Here is a 23170-nt window from a genome sequence, read left to right as displayed (position 1 = left end):
CGGGGCTCCACCGCGCCCGCTGCACCTGTCCGACGCGGCGCGCGCGCTCACGGGCCCAGCAGGCGAGCCTGGAGGCGCGGGGGCTCCACCGCGCTCGCTGCATCTGTCCGACGCGGCGCGCGCGCTCCACGGGCCCGGCAGGTGAACCTGGAGGCGCGAGGGCTCCACCGCGCCCGCTGCACCTGTCCGACGTGCGCGCGCGCTCACGGGCCCGGCAGGTGAACCTGGACGCGCGAGGGCTCCACCGCGCCCGCTGCACCTGTCCGACGCTCACGCGCTCTATCGGGCCCCCCTCACCGCCACCGCTCAACGGCTCGCGTACTGGACACCTTGTCTCCTACGGTGTGGCCGGGCTTCGAGCCCTCGCGCTTGGCCGAGCCCAGATCGCCCGCGTTCTCCAGTTCGAGGCAGATCGGCACGGTGCGCCCGCCTGGAAGGTGGGCGCGGACGTAGCGTCCGTAGATGCGATCACCCGTCGTCCACAGGTGCCCATCTATCCGCATCCCCGCAGGCGCCTTTCCTTGCGGCTCGATCAGCGCACCCGTCACGGGCCCATCCTTCCAGACGGTCAAGGGTTGCTCGCGAGCCTCTTCAACGCTCCCCTTGGTCACGTCCAGCAGGATGAAGGGCGCATCGTTGCTGCCGATCTTCCACCCTAGCTCTTGCCGCATCGCCTTAACGGCTTCCTCGGGGCATGGCTCGGGATCCGGGCGCGTCTGCATGCCAGTGCAGCCCGCTTCAAGCCATGCGACGGAAGCCACGAGCGCCGCGCACTTCTTGATCAGGGCGCGCCGCGCGCTGCCTCTCTGAGCTTGCTGCGGGTCGGGTACGCCGTTGGTGAGCGTTGGGGAGTTGTCGGGCAGCTTCACGGACAGGCTCGCCTCCTTCTGGGTAGGGAGAGGGGAGGCTAACCGTTCGGGGCGGCTTGTCGGCTTTTCGGCCAGGGTGCTTGAGGCTCGGGGTTGCTCCGCTGGTGCGCTCCTGGCCACGGGGGACGGCTCGGGTTGCGCTGGTATGTGCAGCAGGGAGGCGGCCACGACTGCCGCGAAGACAGAGAGCACCAGCGGCCCGACGAACACCGAGCGCAGCCACGCACGGCGCGCGCTGTGCTGCGCTCCAGCCCCCGCAGCAGAAGGCACGGGCGCCGCATCCGCTGGCGCTGGCGCTACCTGCACCGGAGAAGGCACGGGCGCCGCATCCGCTGGCGCTACCTGCACCGGGAGCGGATGGAAAGGGATCGGCTCCTGCGGGCCCTGGGGTCCTCGCGCTTCGACTGGCACCGGTTCCTCTTCGCCGGGTTCTGGCGGTAGCTGCGCGGATGCCGGGTGAATGCCGCTCTCGCGCCAGTCGTCCCCCTCGAAACGCACCAAGTCCACCAGCGGGCGCCGCGCATCCTTGGCCGTCGCGGGCCGCACCTCCAAGTCGCGACTGATCAGCTTCATCGCGTAGGCGCTCAACTCCACCGGAACGCGCCCCTTGGTTGCCCGGTGCGGGGTGGGCTGCTCGATCAGCGCGTTCCCGAGCAGGGGCCGAGTCTCGCCGCGCGTCGGCGTCGGGTTCGTCAGCACGTCGTACAGGTCCGCCCCGAGCGCGAAAATATCGTCCGTCGCCTTGAACGTGTAACGGGCCCCGGGCTTGAGGCGGTTTTCATCCCAGAAGGCTTGAGCCTCGGGGCTGCGGATGCGCGGCGTTCCAGGGGGAAGCGGCCCATCCGTCAAATCCTCGGCGGTCGCGTGGTCCGCCGCTCCAAAGTCGATGATCACCGGCTCGCCGTCCTTGGTGACCATGATGTTTCTCAGGCTCAAGTCCCGATGGAACACGTTCTTACCGTGCATGTGCTCCAGGGCTTCAAACAGCTTGAGGAACAGGACGACGACTTCATGCGGCGTCGGGTTGGTCCGCTCCACCCAGCGGGCGAGCGTGTAGCCGTCCACGAAGTCTAGAACGATGTAGTGGAAGCCTGAGAGCGTGTCCGGCCACCGGCCTTGTCCCCGCATACGGATGATGTGGCGGTGGTTGAGTAGCTGGAGACAGGCTGCCTCGCGCCGCGCGCGCGCGTCCGTCTGCTTCGGATCAAGGCTGCGCTCTGTCTGACAGGCCAGCTTGAGTGCGAAACGCTGGCCATCCTTCTCCACCTCGTAGACGACGGCATACCCGCCCCTTCCGATGCGTCGGACAATGCGCCAGTGGCTCACCATCTGGCCGGGCTTCAAGTCCAAGGGATCAAAATCCGCGAACATGCTGGGCACCTCTCGCCAGTGGCTACAGCGTCACCTCGGGAACGGACAGACAGCGGCTCGCGTCACCGTTGCACACCCGCACCGCGTGCAGCGCCTCTAGCCATTCTTCGGGCTTCTCACGCGCGGGCATCTCCACCTCCACGGCCACACTCACCACACCGCCCGGGGGGATGCCTGCTTGCCCAGAGAGCAGCGCGCGAGCGCGGCGCGGCTCCCCTCCTGCGGGCGTGACTTCGGCCCACGCGGGCGCCCACGGCTCCCCCCCGGTGTTGCTCACCTCCAGCACAACGACGCTCCACGTTGGCCCCCCGACGCCCCAGCACCTGACGGGGTGAAGCTCACCCCCGCGCGCCTTGAAGCACCCTTGCCTAAACTCTTCTCCCCTCATGCCGTCCTTATCCACGAACCCCGCGAGCGCCACGGTTGCCGGACTCAGCGCTGCGGGCCGTGCCTTTAGCGCTTCCAGCTCCTTGGCTAGCGCTTCGCACCGATCGCGCGTGGCGGACAGTTCCACGCGGCACGCCTCGAAGGTCTGCTGCGGGCGGCTCACGTTGACCACACCATCCGCCGCGCCCGGCTGCCCGGTGAGCAGGAACACGACGCTTGCGGGCGAGCCCTCGCGGTAGGTGACTCGCAGCGCGAGCCGTTCGCTAGTTCCGAGTGCCACGGCAGGCGAGAGCGTCACGCCCTGATCACCCACCACGAACACAGGGAAGCGGGCGCGGCCCTCCACCTGGACAGACTCACGCAGGATCGGCGCGTCCAGCAGGATCGCCGTGACAGTGCCAGGCGCCAGGTAGATCAACGGGGACTCGCCAGCCTTGCCCGTGAGAACGACGGAGCGCCCTGCGGGCACGGCCTGTGCCGCAGCGGTGAAGCCCACCAGCAGAGAGGCGAGCGCAAGACTTGGGGCGAACGGTCGGAGCAAGACGGGGGAACCTCCCAGGTAGGCTCCCAGAGTAGCAGACGGGAGAGGCCCGCCGCGTTGGAGTCAGACGCGCTCCATTCGCCGGGCGCCCGCGTCCTTTCCGCGCGCCCTTCACGGGCCCAGCACACGCGCCACGCCTCCTAGCAACCCCGGCTCGAGAATGGCGCCGCGCTGGCTCCGGGAGCCCTCCGGATTAGCGCCCACCCGCGCGCCCTTTCGCGCTGCGCGCCGTGCCCTTTCGCGCGCCCTTTGGCGCCGTTCGTCGCTGCCCTTGGGCGCCATTCCGCGCGGCGTTTCGCGCGCCCTTCCGGCCTTGCTCGCGCACCCACCGCGGGCGCTCCACGGGCCTAGCAACACCCCTCCGATGCTCGCGCGCTCTACCAGCTCAGCAGGCGACCCTGGACGCGGGCGCCGCATTCGCTCCCGCGCGCCTTTGGCATTCGCTCCCGCGCGCCATTCTCGTAACTGATCGCCGGGCCCCGTCTGAGACGACCCGTGTCCAGCGCGCGTTACACGTGCCCAGCAGGGGAGCCTGGAGGCGCGCGGGGCTGCACCGGCCCAGTTCCCCATGTCTGACGCGCGCGCTGCACGGGGCGAGCAGGCGAGCCTCGACACGGGCCCAACTCCCTATGTCCGACGTGGCGGAGCACGCGAGGCCAGCAGGGGAGCCTGGAGGCGCGCGGGCTGCACCGGCCTAGCTTGCGTGTCCGACGTGGCGCGCGCTGCACGGGCTCAGCAGGCGAGCCTGGAGGCGCGTGGGCTGCACCGGCCTAAGCCCCTGGACATGGATATTGTCCACCCCAGCAATCAGGCCACGTCGGAGTGGAGGAGAGATGCCAGGCAAGAACCGAGACAGAGTGACAGGCGCTGTGAGCGATGTTGTAAAACCCAAGACGAACGCGGACGCCGCGCGCGCCCAGGAAATGCGCAAGGAGGGTAACTCTCTTGCCACGATCGCCAAGGCGCTGAAGGTGAGCGAGTCAAGAGTCCGCGAGTATCTGATGAAGTAGGGCCCAGCAGGCGAGCCTGGACGCGCGAGGGCTCCACTGGGCCCGCTGCACCTGTCCGACGTGCGCCAGCGCTCCATGGGCCTAGCAGGCGAGCCTGGACGCGCGAGGGCTCCACCGGGCCCGCTGCACCTGTCCGACGTGCGCCAGCGCTCACAGCCCGGCAGGCCCGCCTCGACGTGCCCACCGAGCCCGCTGCACCTGTCCGACGTGCGTGAGGGCTCCACGGGCCCGGCAGGCCCCTGGTGGGCCCGGGGTGGCGCCGGGCGTGGCGCCGGGCGTGGTGCCGGGGTGGCCCCGGCCGTGGCGCCGGAGAGAGTCCCGCAGAAGTCCCGTTGTCAGCCCCGCATCAGCGCCGCGCCCGCGACACGGCCACCGATTCCGCTGTGCCGCACGGCGGTTGATCCGCCCGCGCGCATTGGCCCTTGGTTGCCCGTCTGCATGCTTGCCGATCTGCTGTCACGTTTCGCTCGTGGCCTGGACACCCGCCGATGCCCTGTGTCACTTCTGCCCGGGTCATTGTGGGCTGTTCGGTAGGGTCGGGAAAGGGCGGGTTAGGTGATGGTCGGGATCGACTCCCAGGAGGGGCAACCCTCCATGTGCGGCGCATTTATGCGCCGTTGTTGGCTGCCGGGTGACAACGCCGGGAAATCCGGTGACAACGCCAGGAAAAACGCCAGGGCGCGCCGCTGGTCACTCCAGGCGGCGACGGTAGTCACGCCAGGGCGCGCCGCGCGTTCCGGCGCTTTCGCTGTCTCCCTTCTGCTTTGCCTGTGTGCAGGGCTAGCGAGCGCCAACGCTGCCCGCCGTCCTGGCCTGCTCCACGCACCGGAGCGCCCCCTGTCCGACGCGGGCGCGCCCCACGGGCTGATCACTTCCGCCGCGACCATGCCCGCAGTCCTCGCGCACTCCACCGCGCCGCGCTTGTCTGGTGTCCGTGCGTGCTTCAGCATGAAACGCGGAGATTGTCGGGATCCGCCTGGATCCGCCTGGATCCGCCTGGATCCGCCTGATCTTGCCCAATGTCCACGCGCGCCGGTTTTGGGCACCGTGGGCGGCATGAGTCACGCCACACAGAACGCCCCGCAGCGGACGCGATGGGCGCCCGCGCTTCCCGGGCGGGAAGCACGCGCCACCTGTCCAGCGGTGGCCAAACCTGCCCAGGAGTGCCCAACGCGGCCAGTCGCGTTGCTGGTGCTCGGGAGGATGCGAGACAATCTCTCCAGTGCAGTGAGGCACGATGGCGGCCCCCGGTACGTGGGGCGGCTCGACGTGGACAGCACCCGCAGCGCAGCGTTCCCCCTCCGCCCCCCGGATGCGCTCGGGTCGCCGCATGGCTTCCAGCTTCGCGGCTCCCCTCGTCTCACGGCATGGCGCCGCGCGTCCTGGAGACAGGCCCGCAGCGTCGGACACTCGGCAGTCGGGAGCGTTTCACCCATGCAGGGGCAACACGAGACACAGAACCATCAACGAAACAGAGCGACGCGATCCGCCGCGTCGATGCTGGCGGGGGATCAGCTATGAGCGCGCCCCCTCTGACCGCGAGCAACGCGCCCGCCTTTCTCACCGTGGAGGAAGCCGCCGAATTGCTGCGCGTGAACCGGAAGACTCTCTATGAGGCGATCCGGCTCGATCAGGTGCCCGGTGTTGCTCGCCTCGGTCGAATCCTCCGCATCCATCGGGACACGCTGCTAACATGGCGCCCCGGTAACAGCAGGCCTGCGCTCGGAGACAAGAAGCCATGAGCGTCAGACTGCGGCAGTGGAAGACCCAGGAGGGCAAGGTGCAAGAGGCGTGGTGGGTGGACGTCAAGTACCAGCACCCCAGCGGCAGGGTGGAGCGCATCCGCAAGGCTTCGCCCATCAACACCCGCCGTGGGGCTGAAGAGTACGAGCGCCAGATCCGCCATGCACTCCTGACCGGAACCTTCGGAAAGGAGAACGGCGCGGGTCGGGTTCTCACCCTCGGGGAGTTCGTCCCGCGCTTCCTGACGTACAGCGAGAACAACAATAAGCACTCAAGCGTCGTCACCAAGCGGCAGATCCTGGATGATCATCTGATCCCCGCGTTCGGCAACATGACCCTTGATGCCATCGGTCCAGCGGAGATCGAAGACTTCAAGGCGGCCATGCGTAAGAAGCCCTCGGGGGCGCGCGCACGGAAGGAAGCTCCCACGCGGGCGGCCCTCCTCAAGCGCAAGGGCTCCGGTGCGGTGAAGCTGCTCTCCCTCAAGTCGATCAACAACGTTCTGACGGTCCTGCACAAGTTGCTGGCACTGGCTCAAGAACAGGGCGTGCTCCAACACGTCCCGCGCGTCAAGTTGTTCAAGACGGACAAGCCCGCCTTTGACTTCCTCTCCTTCGAGGAAGCCGAGCGCATGAGCAATGCCGCTGAGCCGGAGTGGCGGACGTTGATCCTCGTGGCGCTCAAGACGGGGCTGCGGCTTGGCGAGTTGATCGGGCTCCAGTGGGCAGACCTGGACTTGCAGCGCGGCAAGCTCAACGTGCGCCGAACGATCTGGCGCGGCGTGGTGGGACTGCCCAAGGGTGGACGGGAAAGGACCGTGGACCTGCCCACGTCGGCGGTGGAAGCACTCAAGGCACACCGCCACCTGTGCGGCCCTTACGTGTTCTGCCAGACGGACGGTCGCCCGCTCACCGCTGGGATGACCAAGCACCCGCTCTTGCGAGCGCTGCGTAGGGCAGGAGTCAGCCGCCCGGAGGGTTCCATCGGCTGGCACGACCTGCGGCACACCTACGGCAGCCACCTCGCGATGCGGGGCGTTGCTCTCAAGGTCATCCAGGAGTTGATGGGCCACGCGACCATCGAGATGACCATGAGGTACGCGCACCTGTCGCCCGAGGCGCGCGAGAGCGCGGTGCAGGAACTGGATCGTCCCATCCCCCAGCCGCGCGCCGCTCTGGGCTAGAGACGCCAGAGGGGCACACTGAGGTCACATGAAGAAAACGAGGACAAAGAAAAACCCAGCAACCCGTTAAGATTGCTGGGCTTCTCGGGATGGAGGCGGCGGGAATCGAACCCGCCACCGCTGCGCAGAGGCGTTCACTGCGTCGGGTAGGCCCCTGCGTCAGAAGTTCTCCCGGGCCTGGGCCAGGGTGAGTTCCTCATGCGTGGGTGCTACCGGACCTGACTTCTCCACCAGCCAGGCGGGGGCGCCCTCTGGCAGGAAGAAATCCTCCTCGAAGGGTGCCAGCCCCAGGTGATGCAGGTACTGCTTAAGCATGTCGAAGGTGAACCGGTCCCTCACCCGGCGCGCCTGGTACTGCTCCACCTTCTCGAAGGAGAAGGGCTCGCCGAATTGCTCGAAGACCCAGCGGCCCCCATCATTGGACGCGCTCACAGCCCGCACGTAGTTGAGCCAGGTTGTCTGGTGCGGGCCGTACACCTCGAGCATCACGGCACCATAGCGGCCTTTGGCCTGACGGTAAGTGTCAGGCACGGCCACGACTCGCAGCCCACGGCAACCGAGCGTCCGCGCCATGTGCCGCATGACGCTCGCCGCATCGGTCCCGCCCCACCCGTTCTCGACGTACGCCGTCCAGGAACTGCGCGTCGGAATGAAAAGATCCCGCCGCGTCTCCGGACGGGTCAGCGGCAACAAGGCGGAGAGCGCCTGCTCCAAGCTGCCGTGAATCGGGCGCATCCCCACAGAGATGCCACGTGGCGTCATCAGCTCTGTGTGCCAGGCCGCGAAGGCGCGGGCGGCATACTCCGCGCGGGCCTCCAGAAAGCCCATCTCCGAGGTGACGGGCGCCCAACGGTCATCCAGCAGCAGGCCCTTCAGGTGCTCGGTCATTCGCTGTGCCTTGCCCCTCAGGGCACGATCAAGAGGATGATCTCCGCGTTCGGGTCATTGGACCTGAGGCGCGACTGATGGGCGGAGGCACGGCCTGACATAGGGGTGTCGTACTCCACATGGTAGCGGCGGCCGTTATAGTCGAACTGCATGTCCGGCCGATTGATTCCAACGCGCTGGCCGTCGCGCACCGTCACCTGCTGTTGGTTCACCCGGATGTTCTTGGCGCCCATGCTATCCAGGTATTGGATGTCCACCTGAAGCTGCGCGTTCTGGTTGGGACTGGGACCGATAGGACGGGTTGCGGGTTTCAGCTTGGGCACATTCGGGCTGACAGCGACATCCTGAGGCAGGCGTGGACCTGCTGTCACGGGCCGCGTTGGGTTGTTACCTGTCAGCGCCTGGACCAGGCCTGGCGATGGCGTCAATGCACCCGCTGCGGGAGCAGGCGCCAGCGACTCAGGGGCGGGGGCAGCGGGGCGCGGCCCGGGCTGTCGCGAGGCTGGAGCCTCCCCCCGGTGCATTTCCCCTCTCGCGAGGGGACGCGCCGCTGGCTCCGGGCCCACCCGCACCACTCGCGAGAAGATTCCCTGGAGGATCCGGGTCCCCGTCAGGTTCAGCAACAGCACCTCCAGCTCCCGCTGGGTCGTCTCACTCAGATGCTTGCGCACCTCGAGCATCGTCCGGGCAATGCGCGGGGTGGTGGCCGGAGAGAAAGTTGAAGCACAAGCCGCCACAGCCAGCCAAGAGAACCAGGCCCCTGCCGCGCTCCTCCTGGGAAGGCGGCTGGGCTGGGCAGGCGTGTGTCTGCTGGAGATGAAAGGCTTGTGCGCCGGCCCGGAGTGCGGCTCATGGGCTCCCCGTCAGCGTCCCTCACCTCCCGCTCTGCTCCCGCCCGCTACGTCCAAGAGGGCTCCTGTCCTTCCTATGCTCCACGTCGAGCCCCGCCACCGCGACGCCCACGGGCCGCAGGCCGCCCCCACCGCCGGCGCCGAAGCCCGCACCGTGAAGCGCGGGCCAGAGCAACCTACCTGCAGGAGTTTTCACAGCCCGTGCGGAACGTGCTGGAGTGGACAGTGCTCCTGGAGTCGCGTGCAGCCAGTCTTCCGTCTGCGATGTCACGTCGCGGCTGCTAGCGATACCCATTGAAGAACGACGGAGGACGAGTTCCGCCTGCGGGCTTTTCGAACTTGTCTCTGCATCTGCCGTGCAGGTGGCGGCGACCCCAGGAGCGCTGTGCCCCTCACAGAGCTGCGGCGTCATGCTCGCTGCCGTGAAGCTTCGAGGCTGGACGACGAGCGCCTCTCGTCCCAGTCGGCACCCAGGGCTCTCGGAAGGCTTGCACGAGTGCTCGTTCTCTTGAGTACAGGTAGAGTGGCCCCGTGAATCAAGCTCCTGATGATCCTTCCTTATTGGGCACGGTTCTACCGAGGCTGTTACTCGCTGTTCCGGAATCGTTCGAGAACTGGCCGGGACTGTCGAACGCACTGAGCGTGACTTACGGTGCACACTTCACGGTTCCGAGCCGCGCAGGTCTCAGGAGCTATTCGCTCGTTCTCGACATCCCGCAGTATTCGCTCCTACGGCTCTTGAAGGATGCGGAGCGGGGGCAGCTCGACGCAATGGTGGCGATGCTCGGTGCTCGGTTCGTCCAGGAGATTTGCCTGGGGAGTGAGTGTGTCTACAACCATGTCCCCACCGCGGTTCTGGAACCCCAGCCTCCCTACGAGGACGTCTCCACGGCTGAGTTGAAGACGCTTCTGCAGCGGCACAAGGTCCAGGTGCTCTTGCTGACGTCGACGGACACGGAACGGAAGGCGCTTCACCTGAGGATGGCTCCTCTCGCTGGACGGAAAGGACTGGTCGAAGGAGCCATTCACCGCGTCACCTACCGCCTCGGCCGGCTCGGCCGCTACCCGGTCGCCCATGTGGAGAGCACGGCGGGGAGCCAGGCTCGTCATGGGGCCGCGCTCACGATCCACGATGCCCTCAACGAATTGGAGCCCAAGGTCGTCCTATCCGTCGGGATCGCCTTCGGTCTCGACCCCAAGAAGCAGCGGCTCGGAGATGTGATCATCGCCGAATCCGTCACCCCCTACGAACTGCAGCGGGTGGACATGAAGGTGACTCACCGCGCGCAGCCCATCCTTTGTGGCTCGCTGCTGTCCGAGCGATTCCGGACGCGCAGGGCGGACTGGAGGTTCGCCCGCGGCGAAGAGTTCGTGAATGTCTTCCAAGGAGTGATGCTCTCGGGCGAGAAGCTTGTCGACAGCAAGGAGTTCCTTGGGCGCCTCATCGAGGCTTTTCCTCAAGCGGTCGCCGGGGAGATGGAGGGCGCTGGGCTCTACGCCGCGACAGCTCGCCAGAGCGTTGAGGTCCTCCTGGTCAAGGCGCTCTGTGACTGGGGCGACGGAAGCAAGACGGACAGGGTGCAGGCTTTTGCCGCCCAGGCCGCCGTCTCGCTTGTCGAGCACGTCCTGAACAAGAAGGACGTGCTGGCTCCTCTCATCGTGGATGACGTGGAACGTGAGCCGCGCGCGGAGCCCCCGCCCGCCAACGGACCGGCGGTGCAGCAGCCCCCCACCAGCATCATCACGGACCTACTCTCCATCTTCGAGTCAGGAGAGGAGCGACACTCCTGGAGCGAGGCTGACGATCTCGTCGCCTTCTACCTGTACAGATTCGGTGCGGCGTTGCTCCCGTTCGACCTGGACACCATCGCGGAGCGGCGGGGAATCAAGCCGGGCAGCATGAGGATGCGGATCAGCAACTTCAAGGCGCTCGCGGGAAAGGGCAAGCTGGGAAACATCGCGAAGCAATCCAAGGAAGTCTTCGAGCGATACAAAGACACCCCCGAGCCCGAGCTTCGGAACCTCGCATTCCCTGAACTGGTCCGATGAAGTCGCGGATGATCCGCGGACGGGAGTTCCCCCAAGCAGAGGAGGCGAGAGCGGGGCGTGAGGCAGCGGCGAGGAAGGAGCGGATGAAGGAGAGGACGCCGCGAGTGGATGGGGCAGAGTTGCTGAAGAGGACGTTCGACTTCGACGTGTTCGCCTGCGTGAGGTGTGGGGGCAGTCGGTGGGTGTTGGCGTACGTGAAGGCAGGCAGGGCAGTGCGAGCAATACTGGAGCACCTGGGCTTGCCCACGGCAGGTGAGAGCCTGGCCCCGGCGCAAGAGTCAATCCAGGCCGCGGGGTGTTGAGGCTGACGCCTCCCCAAAGCCAGAAGGCCCAGTCCCCTACCGTGCATCCCATGGGAGGGCGGCCTGGGCAGTCGTGTACCTCAAGGGGCTGCGCGGCCTGTCCACACGCTTGGCGCACGGCTCGGGCGGCCCCTGGCAGCGGTTCTCCTCGGCACCTGCGCTCCCACCCCCACCCGCAACATGGCCTCTATCCGCCTATACGCACCGAGCAGGCGACGGCTGGCGAATGCGACCGACAGCGCCGTTCCATTCGCGCTGGACAGACCGAGGGCTGCTCTCGGCCAGAATGCGTGCTCCGGGCCATGTTGATCACCGATTCCGGGCCAAGCCGAACACCGATTCCGGAGCAAGCCGATCACCTGTTCCGGAGCAAGCCGATCACCGATTCCGACCATGCCGATCACCCGCTTGGAGGGTGACCCAGGCCGGAACAGGGCTGTAGCAAGCTCAGGGTGAAGGTAGAGCCGGAGCGTTGACGACGCTGGACAGAGAGCCGAGCACACCGCCTCCCGAACAAGGAGGGGCTGTGGCGGCAGAGAGGCTGTCCATGCGGAAGCTGAGAGAGATACTGAGGCTGCACCTGGAACTGGGGATGAGCGCGCGGGCGATCGCGCGCAGTTGTTCGCTCTCGCCGAGCACGGTGAGCGGGTACCTGGGCCGGGTGAAGGTAGCGAAGCTGAGCTGGCCGCTGCCGGCGGAGTTGGACGAGGACGGGGCGCTCACGCGGCTACTGTTCTCCACGGAGGGGCACCCGACGCGCAACCGGCCGGAGCCGGACTGGGCGCGGGTGCACCTGGAGCTGCGCAAGAAGCACGTCACCAAGCAGCTGCTGTGGGAGGAGTACAAGACGGAGCAGCCGGGGGTGCTACCAGTACTCGCAGTTCTGCGAGCGGTACGCCCAGTGGGCGAGCACACTGAATGTGACGATGCGGCAGACGCACCGCGCAGGCGAGAAGCTGTTCCTGGACTTCAGCGGGGATGGAGTGGACCTGGTCGATCCGACCAGCGGGCAATGTACGAAGACCAAGCTGTTCCTGGCGGTGCTGGGAGCCAGCAACCTCACCTACGCCGAGCCGGTGCTGAGCGAGGACTTGCCGACGTGGGTGGGCTGCCACGTCCGGGCGCTGGAGTTCATGGGCGGAGTGGCCGAGGTGTGGGTGCCCGACAACTTGAAGAGCGGGGTGAAGAGCCCGGACCTGTACGAGCCGGACATCAACCCCAGTTACGCGGAGCTGGCGCGGCACTACGGCGCGGCGGTGGTACCGGCGCGGGTGCGCAAGCCCCGGGACAAGGCCAAGGTGGAGCAAGGCGTGCTGCTGGCAGAGCGGTGGATTCTGGCCGCCCTGCGCCACCGCACGTTCTTCTCGCTGGAGGAGCTGCGCCAGGCGGTGAAGCCACTGGTGGACAAGCTGAACCAGCGGCCGATGAAGAAGCTGAAGAAGTCGCGCTGGCAAGTCTTCGAGGAGCTGGAGCGCGCGGCGCTGCGGCCTCTGCCCGCTCGGCGCTACGAGTTCGCCCAGTGGGCGCGGCCTCGGGTGCACATCGACTACCACGTGGAGTTCGACGAGCACTTCTACAGCGTGCCCTACCAGCTGGTGGGCAAGCAGATGGACCTACGCGCCACCGCCACCGTCGTCGAGCTCTTCCTGAGCGGACGCCGCGTCACCTCGCACCCTCGCAGCACCGAGAAGGGCAAGCACACCACCCAGCCCGAGCACATGCCCAAGGCGCACCAAGCTCAGGCGGAGTGGACACCCACGCGGCTCATCGAGTGGGCCAAGAAGACGGGCCCTGCCACCGCCGCGCTGGTGGAGGAAATAATGCGGCGCCGGGTGCATGCCCAGCATGGCTTCCGCGCCTGCCTGGGAGTGCTGCACCTGAGCCGCAAGTACGAGACGGCCCGGATTGAAGCGGCGTGCGCGCGGGCGCTGGGGCTGCGGGCATGCAGCTACAAGAGCGTGGCCGCCATCCTGAAGAACAACCTGGACCGAGAGCCGACCCCGGAGCAGCCGCAACTGATGGCCCTGCCTGCGCACGGCAACGTCCGCGGCTCGGACTACTACCACTGAAGTGCTGACTGAGCACCGCTGGTGGCCTCACGGTGCTCAGGGGGCGGCCGTCGCGCAGCGTGCGCGCCGGCCGCCCGCGACGACAACGAGGCCGCACACCCGCAGCCCCTGAAGGCTGCCACGGAGACCCCCATGCTTGTAGAGCAGACCCTCGAGAAGCTCGAGGCGATGAAGCTGAACGGAATGGCCAAGGCCATGCGGCGCTGGCTGGAGCAGCCCCAGGAGAAGGAGCTGGCACCAGCGGATCTGCTTGGCCTGCTGGTGGACGCCGAGCACCTGCACCGGGACAACCGCCAACTGCAGCAGCGGCTCAAGAACGCCAAGCTCAAGCAGCAGGCCTGCATCGAGGACATCGACTACTCGCACGCCCGAGGCCTGTCCAAGACCGTAGTGCTGGACCTGGCCTCCTGCCGCTGGGTGCACAGCCACCAGAACGTCCTGATCACCGGGCCCACCGGCGTGGGCAAGAGTTACCTGGCCTGTGCGCTGGGGCAGAAGGCCTGCCGCGAGGGCTACTCCGTCCTCTACCGCCGCACCTCCCGGCTCTTCGACGAGCTGGCTCAGGCTCGCGCCGACGGCACCTACCCCCACCTGCTACCGGCTCGCCAAGGCTCAGGTCCTCATCCTCGACGACTTCGGTCTGGAGCCCCTGGGCGCCGCGCAGCGCAAGGAACTGCTCGAAGTGCTCGACGACCGCTACCAGCTCGGCTCCACCGTCCTCACCAGCCAACTGGAGCCCAAGGACTGGCATGCCATCATCGGCGACGCCACCTTGGCTGACGCCATCTGCGACAGGCTCGTCCACAACGCCCACCGCCTCAAGCTCGGCGGTGAGTCCATTCGAAAGGCCGAGAGTTTGACCACGGCCAAGAAGGCGGCGAAGTAGAGAACTCCAGCGTCGTCACGCAGGTGATCGGCTTGCCCGGAATCGGTGATCGGCTTGCCGGAATCGGTGATCGGCTTGCTCCGGAACGGGTGTCCGGCTTCGCCGGAATACGCACCCTGGGCATGCAAGGCCTCCAGGGCCCGCGCCAGCCCGGCCAGCACCCGCAGCACCTGGGCGGGGCCCGGCTGCTGCTTTTGCGCCCAGTCGTAGAGCGGCACGCCCTCCACCCACTGCATGGCAATGTACGGATGGAGCGAGCCGGCCGGGTGCCTCCACTCGCCACTGCCCACGAAGCGTGGAATGTGGGGGTGCGCCAGGCCGGACAGCAGCTTCACCTCGCGAGCGAAGCGCGGATCCGCCGGGTACAGGGCCAGCTTGAGGGCGATGGCAGGAGTGTGAGGCTCAGAGAGAGGCACGGCGCGGAAGACGGCCCCGTAGACACCACAGCCAGCCCAGCCCACCACGCGCCAGTGCCCCACCTCGATGCCCATCGGGAGCAGGGCAGGGTGCCCGGCGCTCGAGTGCCCTGTGTCCATCCTGTGCTCCTGTGGCGTGCTCAGCCCTGCCTCCTGTCGCCAGAGCGTACCAAAAATGGTCGATGATTCCTTCCGTGCACCCGGCGGCTCGCCTAAACAGGGAGCCATTCTTTCGGGCATCGATGGAGACAACGCGATGAGTGAGAACGATCCGAAGTCGGGTGCTTCCAACATCAAACGGCGCGACTTCCTGGCGGGTGCGCTTCTCTCCCCGCTGGTGCTGCCGAGGATCGCGCAGGCGGCAGTGGACCGCACTCGCACCGCGGCGCCGGCCGACACCCAGATCGCCCGCCTGGCGGTCTACCCGCCCCTGGGGATCAGCCGCGTGGGCAACAGCAAGGAGTACTTCCTGGCACCCGAAGTCCCAGGGATCTCTCCGGTGCCCGATGGCCGCTACAAAGACGGCTCGCAGAAGATCAAGAAGCAGGTCCAGCGCTTTCGCGTCTATGCCTTCAACAAGGCAGGCGAGGTCATTCGAGAGATCTCCGTGGCCGATGGCCATCGCATCGAGTGGACAGTCCACGTCGCCAACACCAAGGCGGCCTGGTATGGCTTCAACAATCCGCTCGACAACGGCGAGCGGGCCCCGGGTCTCCCAGGCCAGTTGCGCAACCAGTCCATCACGGACGATGCCAGGCGTGCCAGGATGCTGGTTATCAACCCGGGGGCGAAGAAGATCTCTGGAACCAATATCAATTCCAAGGGCAATACACCGGACTTCGACATGACCGGCTGCTTCTGGGAAAAGATGCCGGTCAAGTTGGGCCACCTCCAAACCGACGACGCGGGCCGCCTGCTGGTGTTCCCTGGCGATGGTGTCTCCGCATCGGCCTTGCCGAACAACCCCATCAGCAACTTCTCCGACAACGATGGCTGGCATGACGACTGGTGCGATGGTGTCGTGCAGGCGAAGGTGCATCTGAAGGGCGGCAGCACGATGGATGCGGAGAACGGCTGGGTGGCGTGCTGCGGCCCTGATTTCGCGCCGGACATCCCGCCCTTCATCTCGCTCTATGACGTCATGTGCGATGTCAACATCGAGGCCAACTGGTCAATGCCTCCCGCACTGCCGTTGTCGTTCACCAAGTACATCTACCCGTTCTTCCAGCGCATGGCCCTGATGGAATGGGTGGCCTCCGCCGCCAACCTGCAGCAGGGCTGGATCAAGACCGGTGATTTCTCCGACCCGGCCTATATCGTCAGGTTGGCCGACCCGAGCCCCGAGAACGAGGCGTGCCGGCAGGAGGTGTTCAAGAAGTTTCGCAACCCCCATTCGAAGGAGCTGCAGCAGTACGCGCTCCCCTACATGCTGGGCGATGGCATCAACTACAACAATTCGCCCCTCAGATGGTTCCACATCCCCAAGCAGCAGTACGCGCTTCTCCAGTGCTGGGCGGCCGGACAGTTCATCAACGATTTCAACTCCAACCCGGGTAACGACATCACCCGCCTGAATCAGGTCCCCCTCGCCGAACAGCCCGAGGCGCTGACCCGCGCCGCGCTGGAGCCCTGCTCGGGCGGCGCATTCCACCCCGGTGTGGAGCTGACCTGGCCGCTGCGTCACAAGGAACTGTACCGGGGGCCGTTCCGGATCGCGCTCGCGACCGGCCGAAGCCCCGATCTGATCCAGAACCTGGGCCTGCTCCTGACCCCCGAGAAGGCGTTTGGCGGACACTGTGGCACAGCATCGGCCATCGCCCCGCAGATGCCGGGTGACCTCACGCGCTGGATGGGGCTGCCCTGGCAGTGCGATGCCTTCAGCTGCCAGCAGGTAAACTTCGCCAACAGCGCCAACGACGACTCCTCCCTCGACATTGCCGACGACTTCCCCGTCGCCACCTGGTGGCCCGCGCTCTTGCCCATTGATGTCCTGCCGCAGGACTTCTATGCCTCGGTCCTCAGGACCGAGCTGTCTGCGGCCGAGCGGATCAAGTTCTTCCAGAACCGCGTCTCATGGTCGCGTGGAGTGGCAGGGATTGGCTACCACGCCAATGCGAGCTACACCGACGGGCTCAACCGGATGGTCTACTTGTGGGATCGCATGGGCTTCGTGGTGAAGAAGGTCGCCGCGCCCGATCCAAGCTGGCCCGAGGAGATACCCAAGGTCCTGTATGTCGAGGTGGATCGCGGCTCCATGGATCTGTCCGCCCTCTCGAAGGAGCCACCCAAGGATCCCTCTACCCCCACCCCAGCCCCCAAGAAGTCGGCGTGCCAATAATCGTGCCGACGAGGGTCGATATCGCGATCATCGGGGCGGGGATCGCCGGGGCCGCTGCGGCATTGACGCTCGCTGGCCGGGGCCGCTCGGTGATCATGGTGGCACCTGCCTCGAAAGAGAGCCCCCGGACGGGAGAGTCCTTGTCCCCAGCGGCCCATGGGCTGCTTCGGGACCTGGGGCTCACCGAGGCGTTCCAGGCCGGGCCGCATCGCCCGTCTCACGCCACCTATGCGGCCTGGGGGATGGCGCTGCTCGCCCAGCGCAACTCCATCATTCACACCGAGGGGCCGGGCCATGTCATCGACCGTCGAGCGTTCGAGCGGATGCTGGGCGAGGCCGTCTCTGCTCAGGGGATGGAGACGGTGCCGGACACGCTCGCCGACGCAACCCGCGCCGGGGACGGCTGGTCGCTGACGCTGTCCGGTGGAGCGCGGGTGGAGGCAGGGTTCGTATTGGATTGCAGCGGCCGGGCGGCGGTCTTCGCCCGGCGTGTCGCCCGGCGGCGGCGTGCGGACCGGTTGGTGGCGGCCTATGACTTCGTGACACAGCACGACGAGACGGTGGAGCCGACGCCCGCGACCCTCATCGAGGGGGTGGCGGGGGGCTGGTGGTACGCCACCCTGCTGCCGGATCGACGGCTGAGCCTCGCGTTCTTCACGGATCCCGACTTGATGCCGCGCGAGGTGACGCGTGAGGCGGGCGCGTGGCGGACCCTGGCGGCCGAGACACACTTCATCCAGCGCTGGCTGGACAGTGCGGGGTACGCCATCCGCGAGCCCGCGCGGCTCACCAGTGCGGGCACGGCGTGGCTCGATCCAGCCACCGGGCCGGGCTGGGCCGCGGCGGGCGATGCGGCGGCGGCCTTCGATCCGCTCTCCTCTCATGGGCTGACCTCCGCCTTGTGGGGGGGGAGGCAAGCAGCCCTGGCGGCCCTGGCCTCGCTCGGTGGCGATCCCGGCCCCCTGCGCCGCTACGCAGCGACGCTCGAGAGCGCGGTGCGGAACTTCGTCGTACAACGGCAAGCGGTCTACTCCCAGGAGCGTCGCTTTCGAGGGCAGCTCTTCTGGAAGCGCCGCGCGGCCCCTCCATGACAGGAGATGTGCACGATGAAGAGGACCCTCTGTCTCGCAACGGCCTGCCTGGCGGCACTGCTGTCCGCAGGCGCAGCCCAGGCCCATGACTTCTGGCTCGAGCCGGGCAGCTTCCGCGTGGCCAGGGGGGAGACCGTCGGGCTGTCGTTACACTACGGGGAGGAGTACGAGGCAACCGTCGCCCCGCGTGACAATTTCTTCATCGAGAAGTTCGTGGTGATGGGTCCCGAAGGGACGCAGCCTGTGCCTGGCGAGGACAAGCAGGAGCTGGCTGGCCGTGTGACACCCGCGAAGGATGGCCTCTACCTGGTCGCCTACCGCGGTAAGCGTCGGCCCATCAGGCTGGAGGCCGCGCAGTTCGAGGCCTACCTGAAGGCCGAGGGACTGGAGCACGTCTCGAGGCTTCGTGCCGAGCGGAACGAGACCGGCAGGGGCGTCTCCGAGGTCTACTCGCGCTGCGCCAAGACGCTGCTCGAGGCGGGGAGGGGCGCGACAGAGGGCCATGACCGCATTGCCGGGCTGCGCCTGGAGATCGTCCCGGAGACCAACCCTTACCTCGTGGCCGCGGGCTCGGAGCTGACGTTCCGTGTCCTGTTTGAGGGCAAGCCGCTGGAGAATGGCCTCGTCATCGCGCGTAGCCGCGCCGAGCCGAAGCAGTTCGTCGCCGCTCGCACCAACGCGGAGGGCCGCGTGCGGCTGAGGCTCCAGCATGCGGGCGCATGGCTCGTCAAATGCACCCACATGGTCGCGGCGCCGGAGGAGCTGAGCATGGACTGGGAGAGCCTCTGGGCCTCGCTCACCTTTGAGCTCGCGGCGCCCGCCGGGCCGGACGTTGGGAAACAGTAGCCTCACTCCTGGAGAAGCAACATGAAGAAGGTCTTGAGACGTTCCCTGCGCCGAAGCGGGCTTCGCGCACTCAGCTTGGCCCTTGTCTTGTTGGTGGGGGTGAGCGCCCTCGCCGCCGATCATAAAGATGGGTCCATCGTGACGAACCGTCCGTCGGCGGATGTCACGGACGTCTTCGTCTTCCCAAGGCTGGATCAGCAGAACAAGAAGAGGCTCTCGCTCATCCTGAGCTCTCGTCCATCCGCGGCGCCCAACGAGGTCTTTGATACGGCTTTGAACTACAGCCTCAGGTTCCGCCCCGTGACGGGCTTCACGAGCGCCCCGTTCAGGGCAAGCGTGTCGAACGAGGAGTTCAGGATCGACTGCAGGGCGAAGGGGCGTGAGCCGCAGACCATGAACTGCAAGTTCACGCGTTCGAGCGGAAAAGGGCCGCCCTCGCTTCTGCAGGAGATCAGCGTGAACACCCGGGATCTGAGCGGGGGTGGCAATCCTGACTTCAAGGTCTTCGCGGGGCCCAGGGCTGATCAGCTGTTTACCGACCGAGCACGGGTGAGGATGCCGGTCTGGCGCAACACGGAGCTGAGCAGTGGGACTGACTGGCCGGGCGTGAACACCTTCAACGGCAAGAACGTCCTCAGCATCGTCGTGGACCTGAGTGTCGACAGGTATTTGAGGGCCACCCACCAGACGACGGGTGCCAAAGGCGAAGCGCAGTATTTCGCGGCGGTCGGTGAAGTGGCGGAACTGGACCTCTCGAATCCTGGCGCTGGGGCTATGCGCCGGATTGATCGGATGGGAAGGGTGGAGATCACCGTGTTCATGGTGCGTGAAGACGAGGTGAGGGACCTCTGGAATGCGGAGGATGCCTTTGCGCTCGATCCCAAGAACGTCGAGAAGTACCGGGAGGCCTTGCGCAGAGGGCTGAAGCGGCTGGATGGGTTCGAGATGCTCGAGGAAGGCTCGCCGGAGACCTCCGTTCTCGATTGGCCCGTGCCCCATCCCTGGGTTGATCTCCTGATGGACGACTTTCTCATCTTCGATCTGGCTCAACCGACGAAACCCTCCAGCACGCAGGTGGGCTATCTCGGCATCGAGATCGCTCGTTTAACCAGGGTGGCCGGTGGGGGAGTCGGGGGACGGCTCCCCAATGAAGATGTCATCGAGAGGACGCTGACCGTGTTCATCAACGGCCTTGCGCGTCCGACGCCCCTTCGAGGCGTGGGCGTTCCGGCGCCGGCGCGGCTGACCGTGGACGAATTCCCCTTCGTGCCGCCGCCGTTCGAGTGAGGCCGCTCTTCTTCGGCGAGGATGGAGTTGCGAGCTACCGCCACCAACTCCATCCTTCCCATGCTTCGCCAGGTCGCCGGTCGAGCCGACAGCGGTGATGCGCTGGGTCCCCCAAGCAGAGGAGGCGAGAGCGGGGAGTGAGGCAGCGGCGAGGAAGGAGCGGATGAAGCAGAGGAGGCCGCGAGTGGATGGGGCAGGGTTGCTGAAGAGGACGTTCGAGTTCGACGTGTGGGCCTGCGCGAGGTGTGGAGGCAGGGGGCGGATGTAGGCGTACGTGAAGGCAGGCAGGGGAGTGCGAGCGATACTGGAGCAGTTGGGCTTGCCCACGGCAGGGGTGTGAGCCAAGCTCGTGAACCCGGCTTCTACTGATGCGTCGAACGGGCGAGCACGAGAGCGACACGGCATTTTTTTCTTTTTCAGGGCTGCTAAGTGCTTGAAATCCCTGGCCTTATGGCGAGCGCCGCAAGTTGAGGAGGAGAGGCTCGCGGCGCACTCCTCACCTTTCAAGGCTCCTTTGCGGTGTCGTCGAAGCGCACCATCTGTGCGATCGAAGGCTTGCCCTGACAGTCCACGTAGAACAGCATGTAATAGCCCGGCGGAGCGTTGGCGCTCTTCAGCTCCGGCGTCTGGAAGCGGAGCCGTTGGGGATCGCCGTCGCGCTCCGTGAATGGCAACTCGACGAACTTCTGGCCGTTCTCCCAGCCATGTGTCGCGGAAGGCAGCTTGATGAGTGAGAGCGAGGCCTTCCCCTCCATGCACATCGAGCCGTCCGTACACGCCTGTCCATCCCCGCAGGCCTGGTTGTTCTTGCAGACCCACTGCCGCGCGCAGCGAGGCGGCTGCTTGTCGAGCTCGAGGTCGTAGCCCCGGTTGCCCCGGAGCAGGAAGTAGGGCTTGCCGCCGATCTGCTTGCTGAACGTGTAGTCCACCTTCTGGGCAGGAGCCATCCGCGCGATGCGGACCTGAGGGGCGTCATTGCCGCTGAACATGTAGGGGGGAGAGAAGATCTCCGCCGTCCAGTTCTCGGTGGGCACGACCATCATCCCCTGCTGGCCCTTGGCCATCGGGCCGTCGTCGAAGAAATAGACGTCGGTCTCGACGAGGCTCAGGTCAGGTTTGGGTTGTGAGTCGGCCGGCTGGGGAGCCTGGCTGGTGGAGAGGTGGACCGTCGCGCGCGACGTGTTGCCGCCGGACACGAAAATGCGTCCGTCCGGGAGGAGCATCGCCACGTTGTGATAGAGCCTGGGCTCCACCGCGTCCGCCATCCGCGTCCTTTCATAGCCGAGGAGGACCTTCTCCGGCTCTCCGGCGCCCCGCCCTTTTCGGAACCTGGGCGTCAACAGCAGCGGGTAGTGGACGGGCCCGTAGAAGTCATAGTTCCCGCCGTTGATCATCAGCACCTGCCGCGTCGGAAGGATGATGGCGTAGTGCATCGTGCGGTCGTCTTGCGGCTCGTCCCCGAGGAAGTCCTTGTCGATAGGCATCCACTTTCCATCGGGTGCCGCCGAGGAGATCTGGAACGACTCGAGCTGCCGGCTGCCGCGTCCCCCCGCGAAGTGGTTGTGCTTGACCGAGTTGATGGGCAGCAGCGTCCCTGCGGAGGTCGGCTGACCGCCCAGGATGTGCATCTCGCCGTTGTTGGGGTCAAGGAATGACGTGCCGTAGGACGTGACGTCATGGGCCCGCTCAGGCCCAGCGGCGAACGACATCGTGGGGGCGTCCGGCGTGCCTCCGATGGTCCCCCAGTACGTGTGTTTCGTGCGGCGCATGAACGCGGTGTCACAGGTGCGCAAGCTCACCCAGTCGCCTTCCCCGGTGAAGAAGATGCGACCGTCCGGCATCAGGTAGTTCACCGGATAGAGCTTGAAGGCGTCGAACTTGTTCTCCTGCTGGCAGCGATCACCGCAAGCTTCTGATTGGCCGCGTTTATTGACGCCGGGGGTCGGCTTGAAGTCGGGGTTGATCTCCACCGTGAAGGGGCTGTTCTGGGTCTTGCTGACGTCCACGGACCTCCAGGCCGCCTGGGGCTGCGCAGGGTTGAAGCGGGAGGGATCGAAGAACTCGACGAAGGAGTTGATCTCGAACATGTACATCCGTTCCTTGTCGGACTTCTTCTCCTGCCACTTCTTCAGGTCGAGATCGACGAAGCCGCTGAAGAGCGCCAGCCGGCCATCCAGGAGCGGGACGAGCGTCGGGTACCAGCGCCCCCGCTCCATGAAGCCCGCGAAGGTCCACGGATCGTTCTTCGGCTGAGGCAGTTGCCGCCAGTCGACCTTCGGCCAGGAGATCTCCACTTCCTTGCGCCAGTCGAAGATATAAGTCGAGCGATTCCCCGTGCGGAACGGCGAGTAATACTGCGTGCCCCCGGTGAACAGGACGTTGCCATCCGGCAGGTGCTGATGGCCCGTGCAGAACAGATCGTTGGGTGCGAAGTGATCCTTGCTCTGGGGATCATCCACTGGCACGGGGTGAGGGATGCGATAGAACGTGTTGTTGGCCGGATCATAGATGGCGGCGTTGTTGACGACCTCGTAGTACGCCGCGAGCTTGCTCTTGTTGAAGGGGTCGTCGTACGCGAAGCAGCCGCTCGGGGGCTCGGGGTTTGCGTACTTCGGGTAGTACTGGATGGGGTCCTTTTCACTCCAGAAGTTGCGCCAACTGCTCCCGCTGACCAGGAGGATCTTCCCGGAGGGGAGCATGACGGAGTGCATCGTCTGCATCCCGAGGATGTTGCCGATGGCGGCCCCATCCTGCCTGGGGATGACCGTCTCCCAGGCACCGACGAGCTGCTGGGGAGGGCTGTGCGCGTACTGCCGGAACTGTCCTTTATGGAGACGGCATTCCAGCGCGGGGTCCTCCAACTCCGTCTGAGTCCCAGAGGCCACCAAGACCGCCTGATGCTCGGCAGGGCTTGAAGGAGCCAGTGGCGCCCGCGCGCATCCGGCCAGGGCGGCGAGCGTGACGGCGGCAAGTCGATGAAGCACGCGAGAACGATGCAAGGGATTCTCCTGAAAGGATGAGCGTCTCCAATCATCAGACTTGA

The 23170-nt window shown here is 66.4% G+C and carries 13 protein-coding genes and 2 pseudogenes; 10 read left to right on the top strand and 5 right to left on the bottom strand.

The window, feature by feature from the left end:
- Window positions 1–293: 293 nt before the first annotated feature.
- A complete protein-coding gene (locus SYV04_RS05035) occupies window positions 294–2240 on the bottom strand; it encodes a serine/threonine protein kinase (protein ID WP_321544436.1) in 1947 nt (648 codons plus the stop codon).
- Between the two features lie 22 nt (window positions 2241–2262).
- A complete protein-coding gene (locus SYV04_RS05030; RefSeq protein ID WP_321544435.1) occupies window positions 2263–3168 on the bottom strand; it encodes a DUF2381 family protein in 906 nt (301 codons plus the stop codon).
- A gap of 833 nt (window positions 3169–4001) precedes the next feature.
- On the opposite strand from SYV04_RS05030, the gene SYV04_RS05025 reads away from it, so the two are divergent.
- From SYV04_RS05025 to SYV04_RS05015, 3 genes are all read left to right on the top strand, one after another.
- Window positions 4002–4178 carry a hypothetical protein gene (locus tag SYV04_RS05025; RefSeq protein WP_321544434.1) on the top strand — a complete coding sequence of 59 codons (177 nt, stop codon included), beginning with the start codon at window positions 4002–4004 and terminating at the stop codon, window positions 4176–4178.
- A 1517-nt stretch (window positions 4179–5695) separates the two neighbouring features.
- On the top strand, window positions 5696–5920 hold the full coding sequence (locus SYV04_RS05020) for a helix-turn-helix domain-containing protein (RefSeq protein ID WP_321544433.1): 225 nt from the start codon (window positions 5696–5698) through the stop codon (window positions 5918–5920).
- Window positions 5917–7104 (top strand): tyrosine-type recombinase/integrase, encoded by a 1188-nt coding sequence (locus tag SYV04_RS05015; RefSeq protein WP_321544432.1) that lies wholly within the window; start codon window positions 5917–5919, stop codon window positions 7102–7104. Before SYV04_RS05020 ends, SYV04_RS05015 begins: the two co-directional genes overlap by 4 nt.
- Window positions 7105–7263: 159 nt before the next feature.
- On the opposite strand, the gene SYV04_RS05010 is transcribed toward SYV04_RS05015, so the two are convergent.
- Both SYV04_RS05010 and SYV04_RS05005 read right to left on the bottom strand, forming a co-directional pair.
- Window positions 7264–7992 (bottom strand): hypothetical protein, encoded by a 729-nt coding sequence (locus SYV04_RS05010; protein ID WP_321544431.1) that lies wholly within the window; start codon window positions 7990–7992, stop codon window positions 7264–7266.
- A 17-nt stretch (window positions 7993–8009) separates the two neighbouring features.
- Complete coding sequence (locus SYV04_RS05005) at window positions 8010–8663, bottom strand: hypothetical protein (RefSeq protein WP_321544430.1); 654 nt, start codon at window positions 8661–8663, stop codon at window positions 8010–8012.
- A gap of 711 nt (window positions 8664–9374) precedes the next feature.
- Here SYV04_RS05005 and SYV04_RS05000 point away from each other — a divergent pair.
- The 7 genes and pseudogenes from SYV04_RS05000 to SYV04_RS04970 all read left to right on the top strand — a co-directional run bounded on the left by SYV04_RS05000 (window position 9375) and on the right by SYV04_RS04970 (window position 20127).
- Window positions 9375–10892 (top strand): 5'-methylthioadenosine/S-adenosylhomocysteine nucleosidase family protein, encoded by a 1518-nt coding sequence (locus SYV04_RS05000; protein ID WP_321544429.1) that lies wholly within the window; start codon window positions 9375–9377, stop codon window positions 10890–10892.
- 849 nt (window positions 10893–11741) lie between these two features.
- Window positions 11742–13263: pseudogene (gene istA, locus SYV04_RS04995) on the top strand (IS21 family transposase).
- A 132-nt stretch (window positions 13264–13395) separates the two neighbouring features.
- Window positions 13396–14149 (top strand): annotated as a pseudogene (istB, locus tag SYV04_RS04990) (IS21-like element helper ATPase IstB).
- Between the two features lie 591 nt (window positions 14150–14740).
- A complete protein-coding gene (goxA, locus tag SYV04_RS04985; protein WP_321544428.1) occupies window positions 14741–16903 on the top strand; it encodes a CTQ-dependent glycine oxidase GoxA in 2163 nt (720 codons plus the stop codon).
- Window positions 16894–17994, top strand: coding sequence for a glycine oxidase maturase GoxB (goxB, locus tag SYV04_RS04980; RefSeq protein WP_321544427.1), 1101 nt, complete (start codon window positions 16894–16896; stop codon window positions 17992–17994). Before goxA ends, goxB begins: the two co-directional genes overlap by 10 nt.
- 15 nt (window positions 17995–18009) lie before the next feature.
- A complete protein-coding gene (locus SYV04_RS04975; RefSeq protein WP_321544426.1) occupies window positions 18010–18840 on the top strand; it encodes a DUF4198 domain-containing protein in 831 nt (276 codons plus the stop codon).
- Window positions 18841–18861: 21 nt separating this feature from the next.
- Window positions 18862–20127, top strand: a complete 1266-nt coding sequence (locus SYV04_RS04970; protein ID WP_321544425.1) for a DUF4331 family protein — start codon at window positions 18862–18864, stop codon at window positions 20125–20127.
- Between the two features lie 503 nt (window positions 20128–20630).
- On the opposite strand, the gene SYV04_RS04965 is transcribed toward SYV04_RS04970, so the two are convergent.
- Window positions 20631–23012 carry a galactose oxidase early set domain-containing protein gene (locus SYV04_RS04965; protein WP_321544424.1) on the bottom strand — a complete coding sequence of 794 codons (2382 nt, stop codon included), beginning with the start codon at window positions 23010–23012 and terminating at the stop codon, window positions 20631–20633.
- Between the last annotated feature and the right edge of the window lie 158 nt (window positions 23013–23170).

Source organism: Hyalangium ruber (assembly GCF_034259325.1).
GTDB lineage: Bacteria > Myxococcota > Myxococcia > Myxococcales > Myxococcaceae > Hyalangium_A > Hyalangium_A rubrum.
The sequence above is the reverse complement of the archived record's forward strand: the minus strand, read 5'-3'. Positions and strand labels throughout refer to the sequence as shown.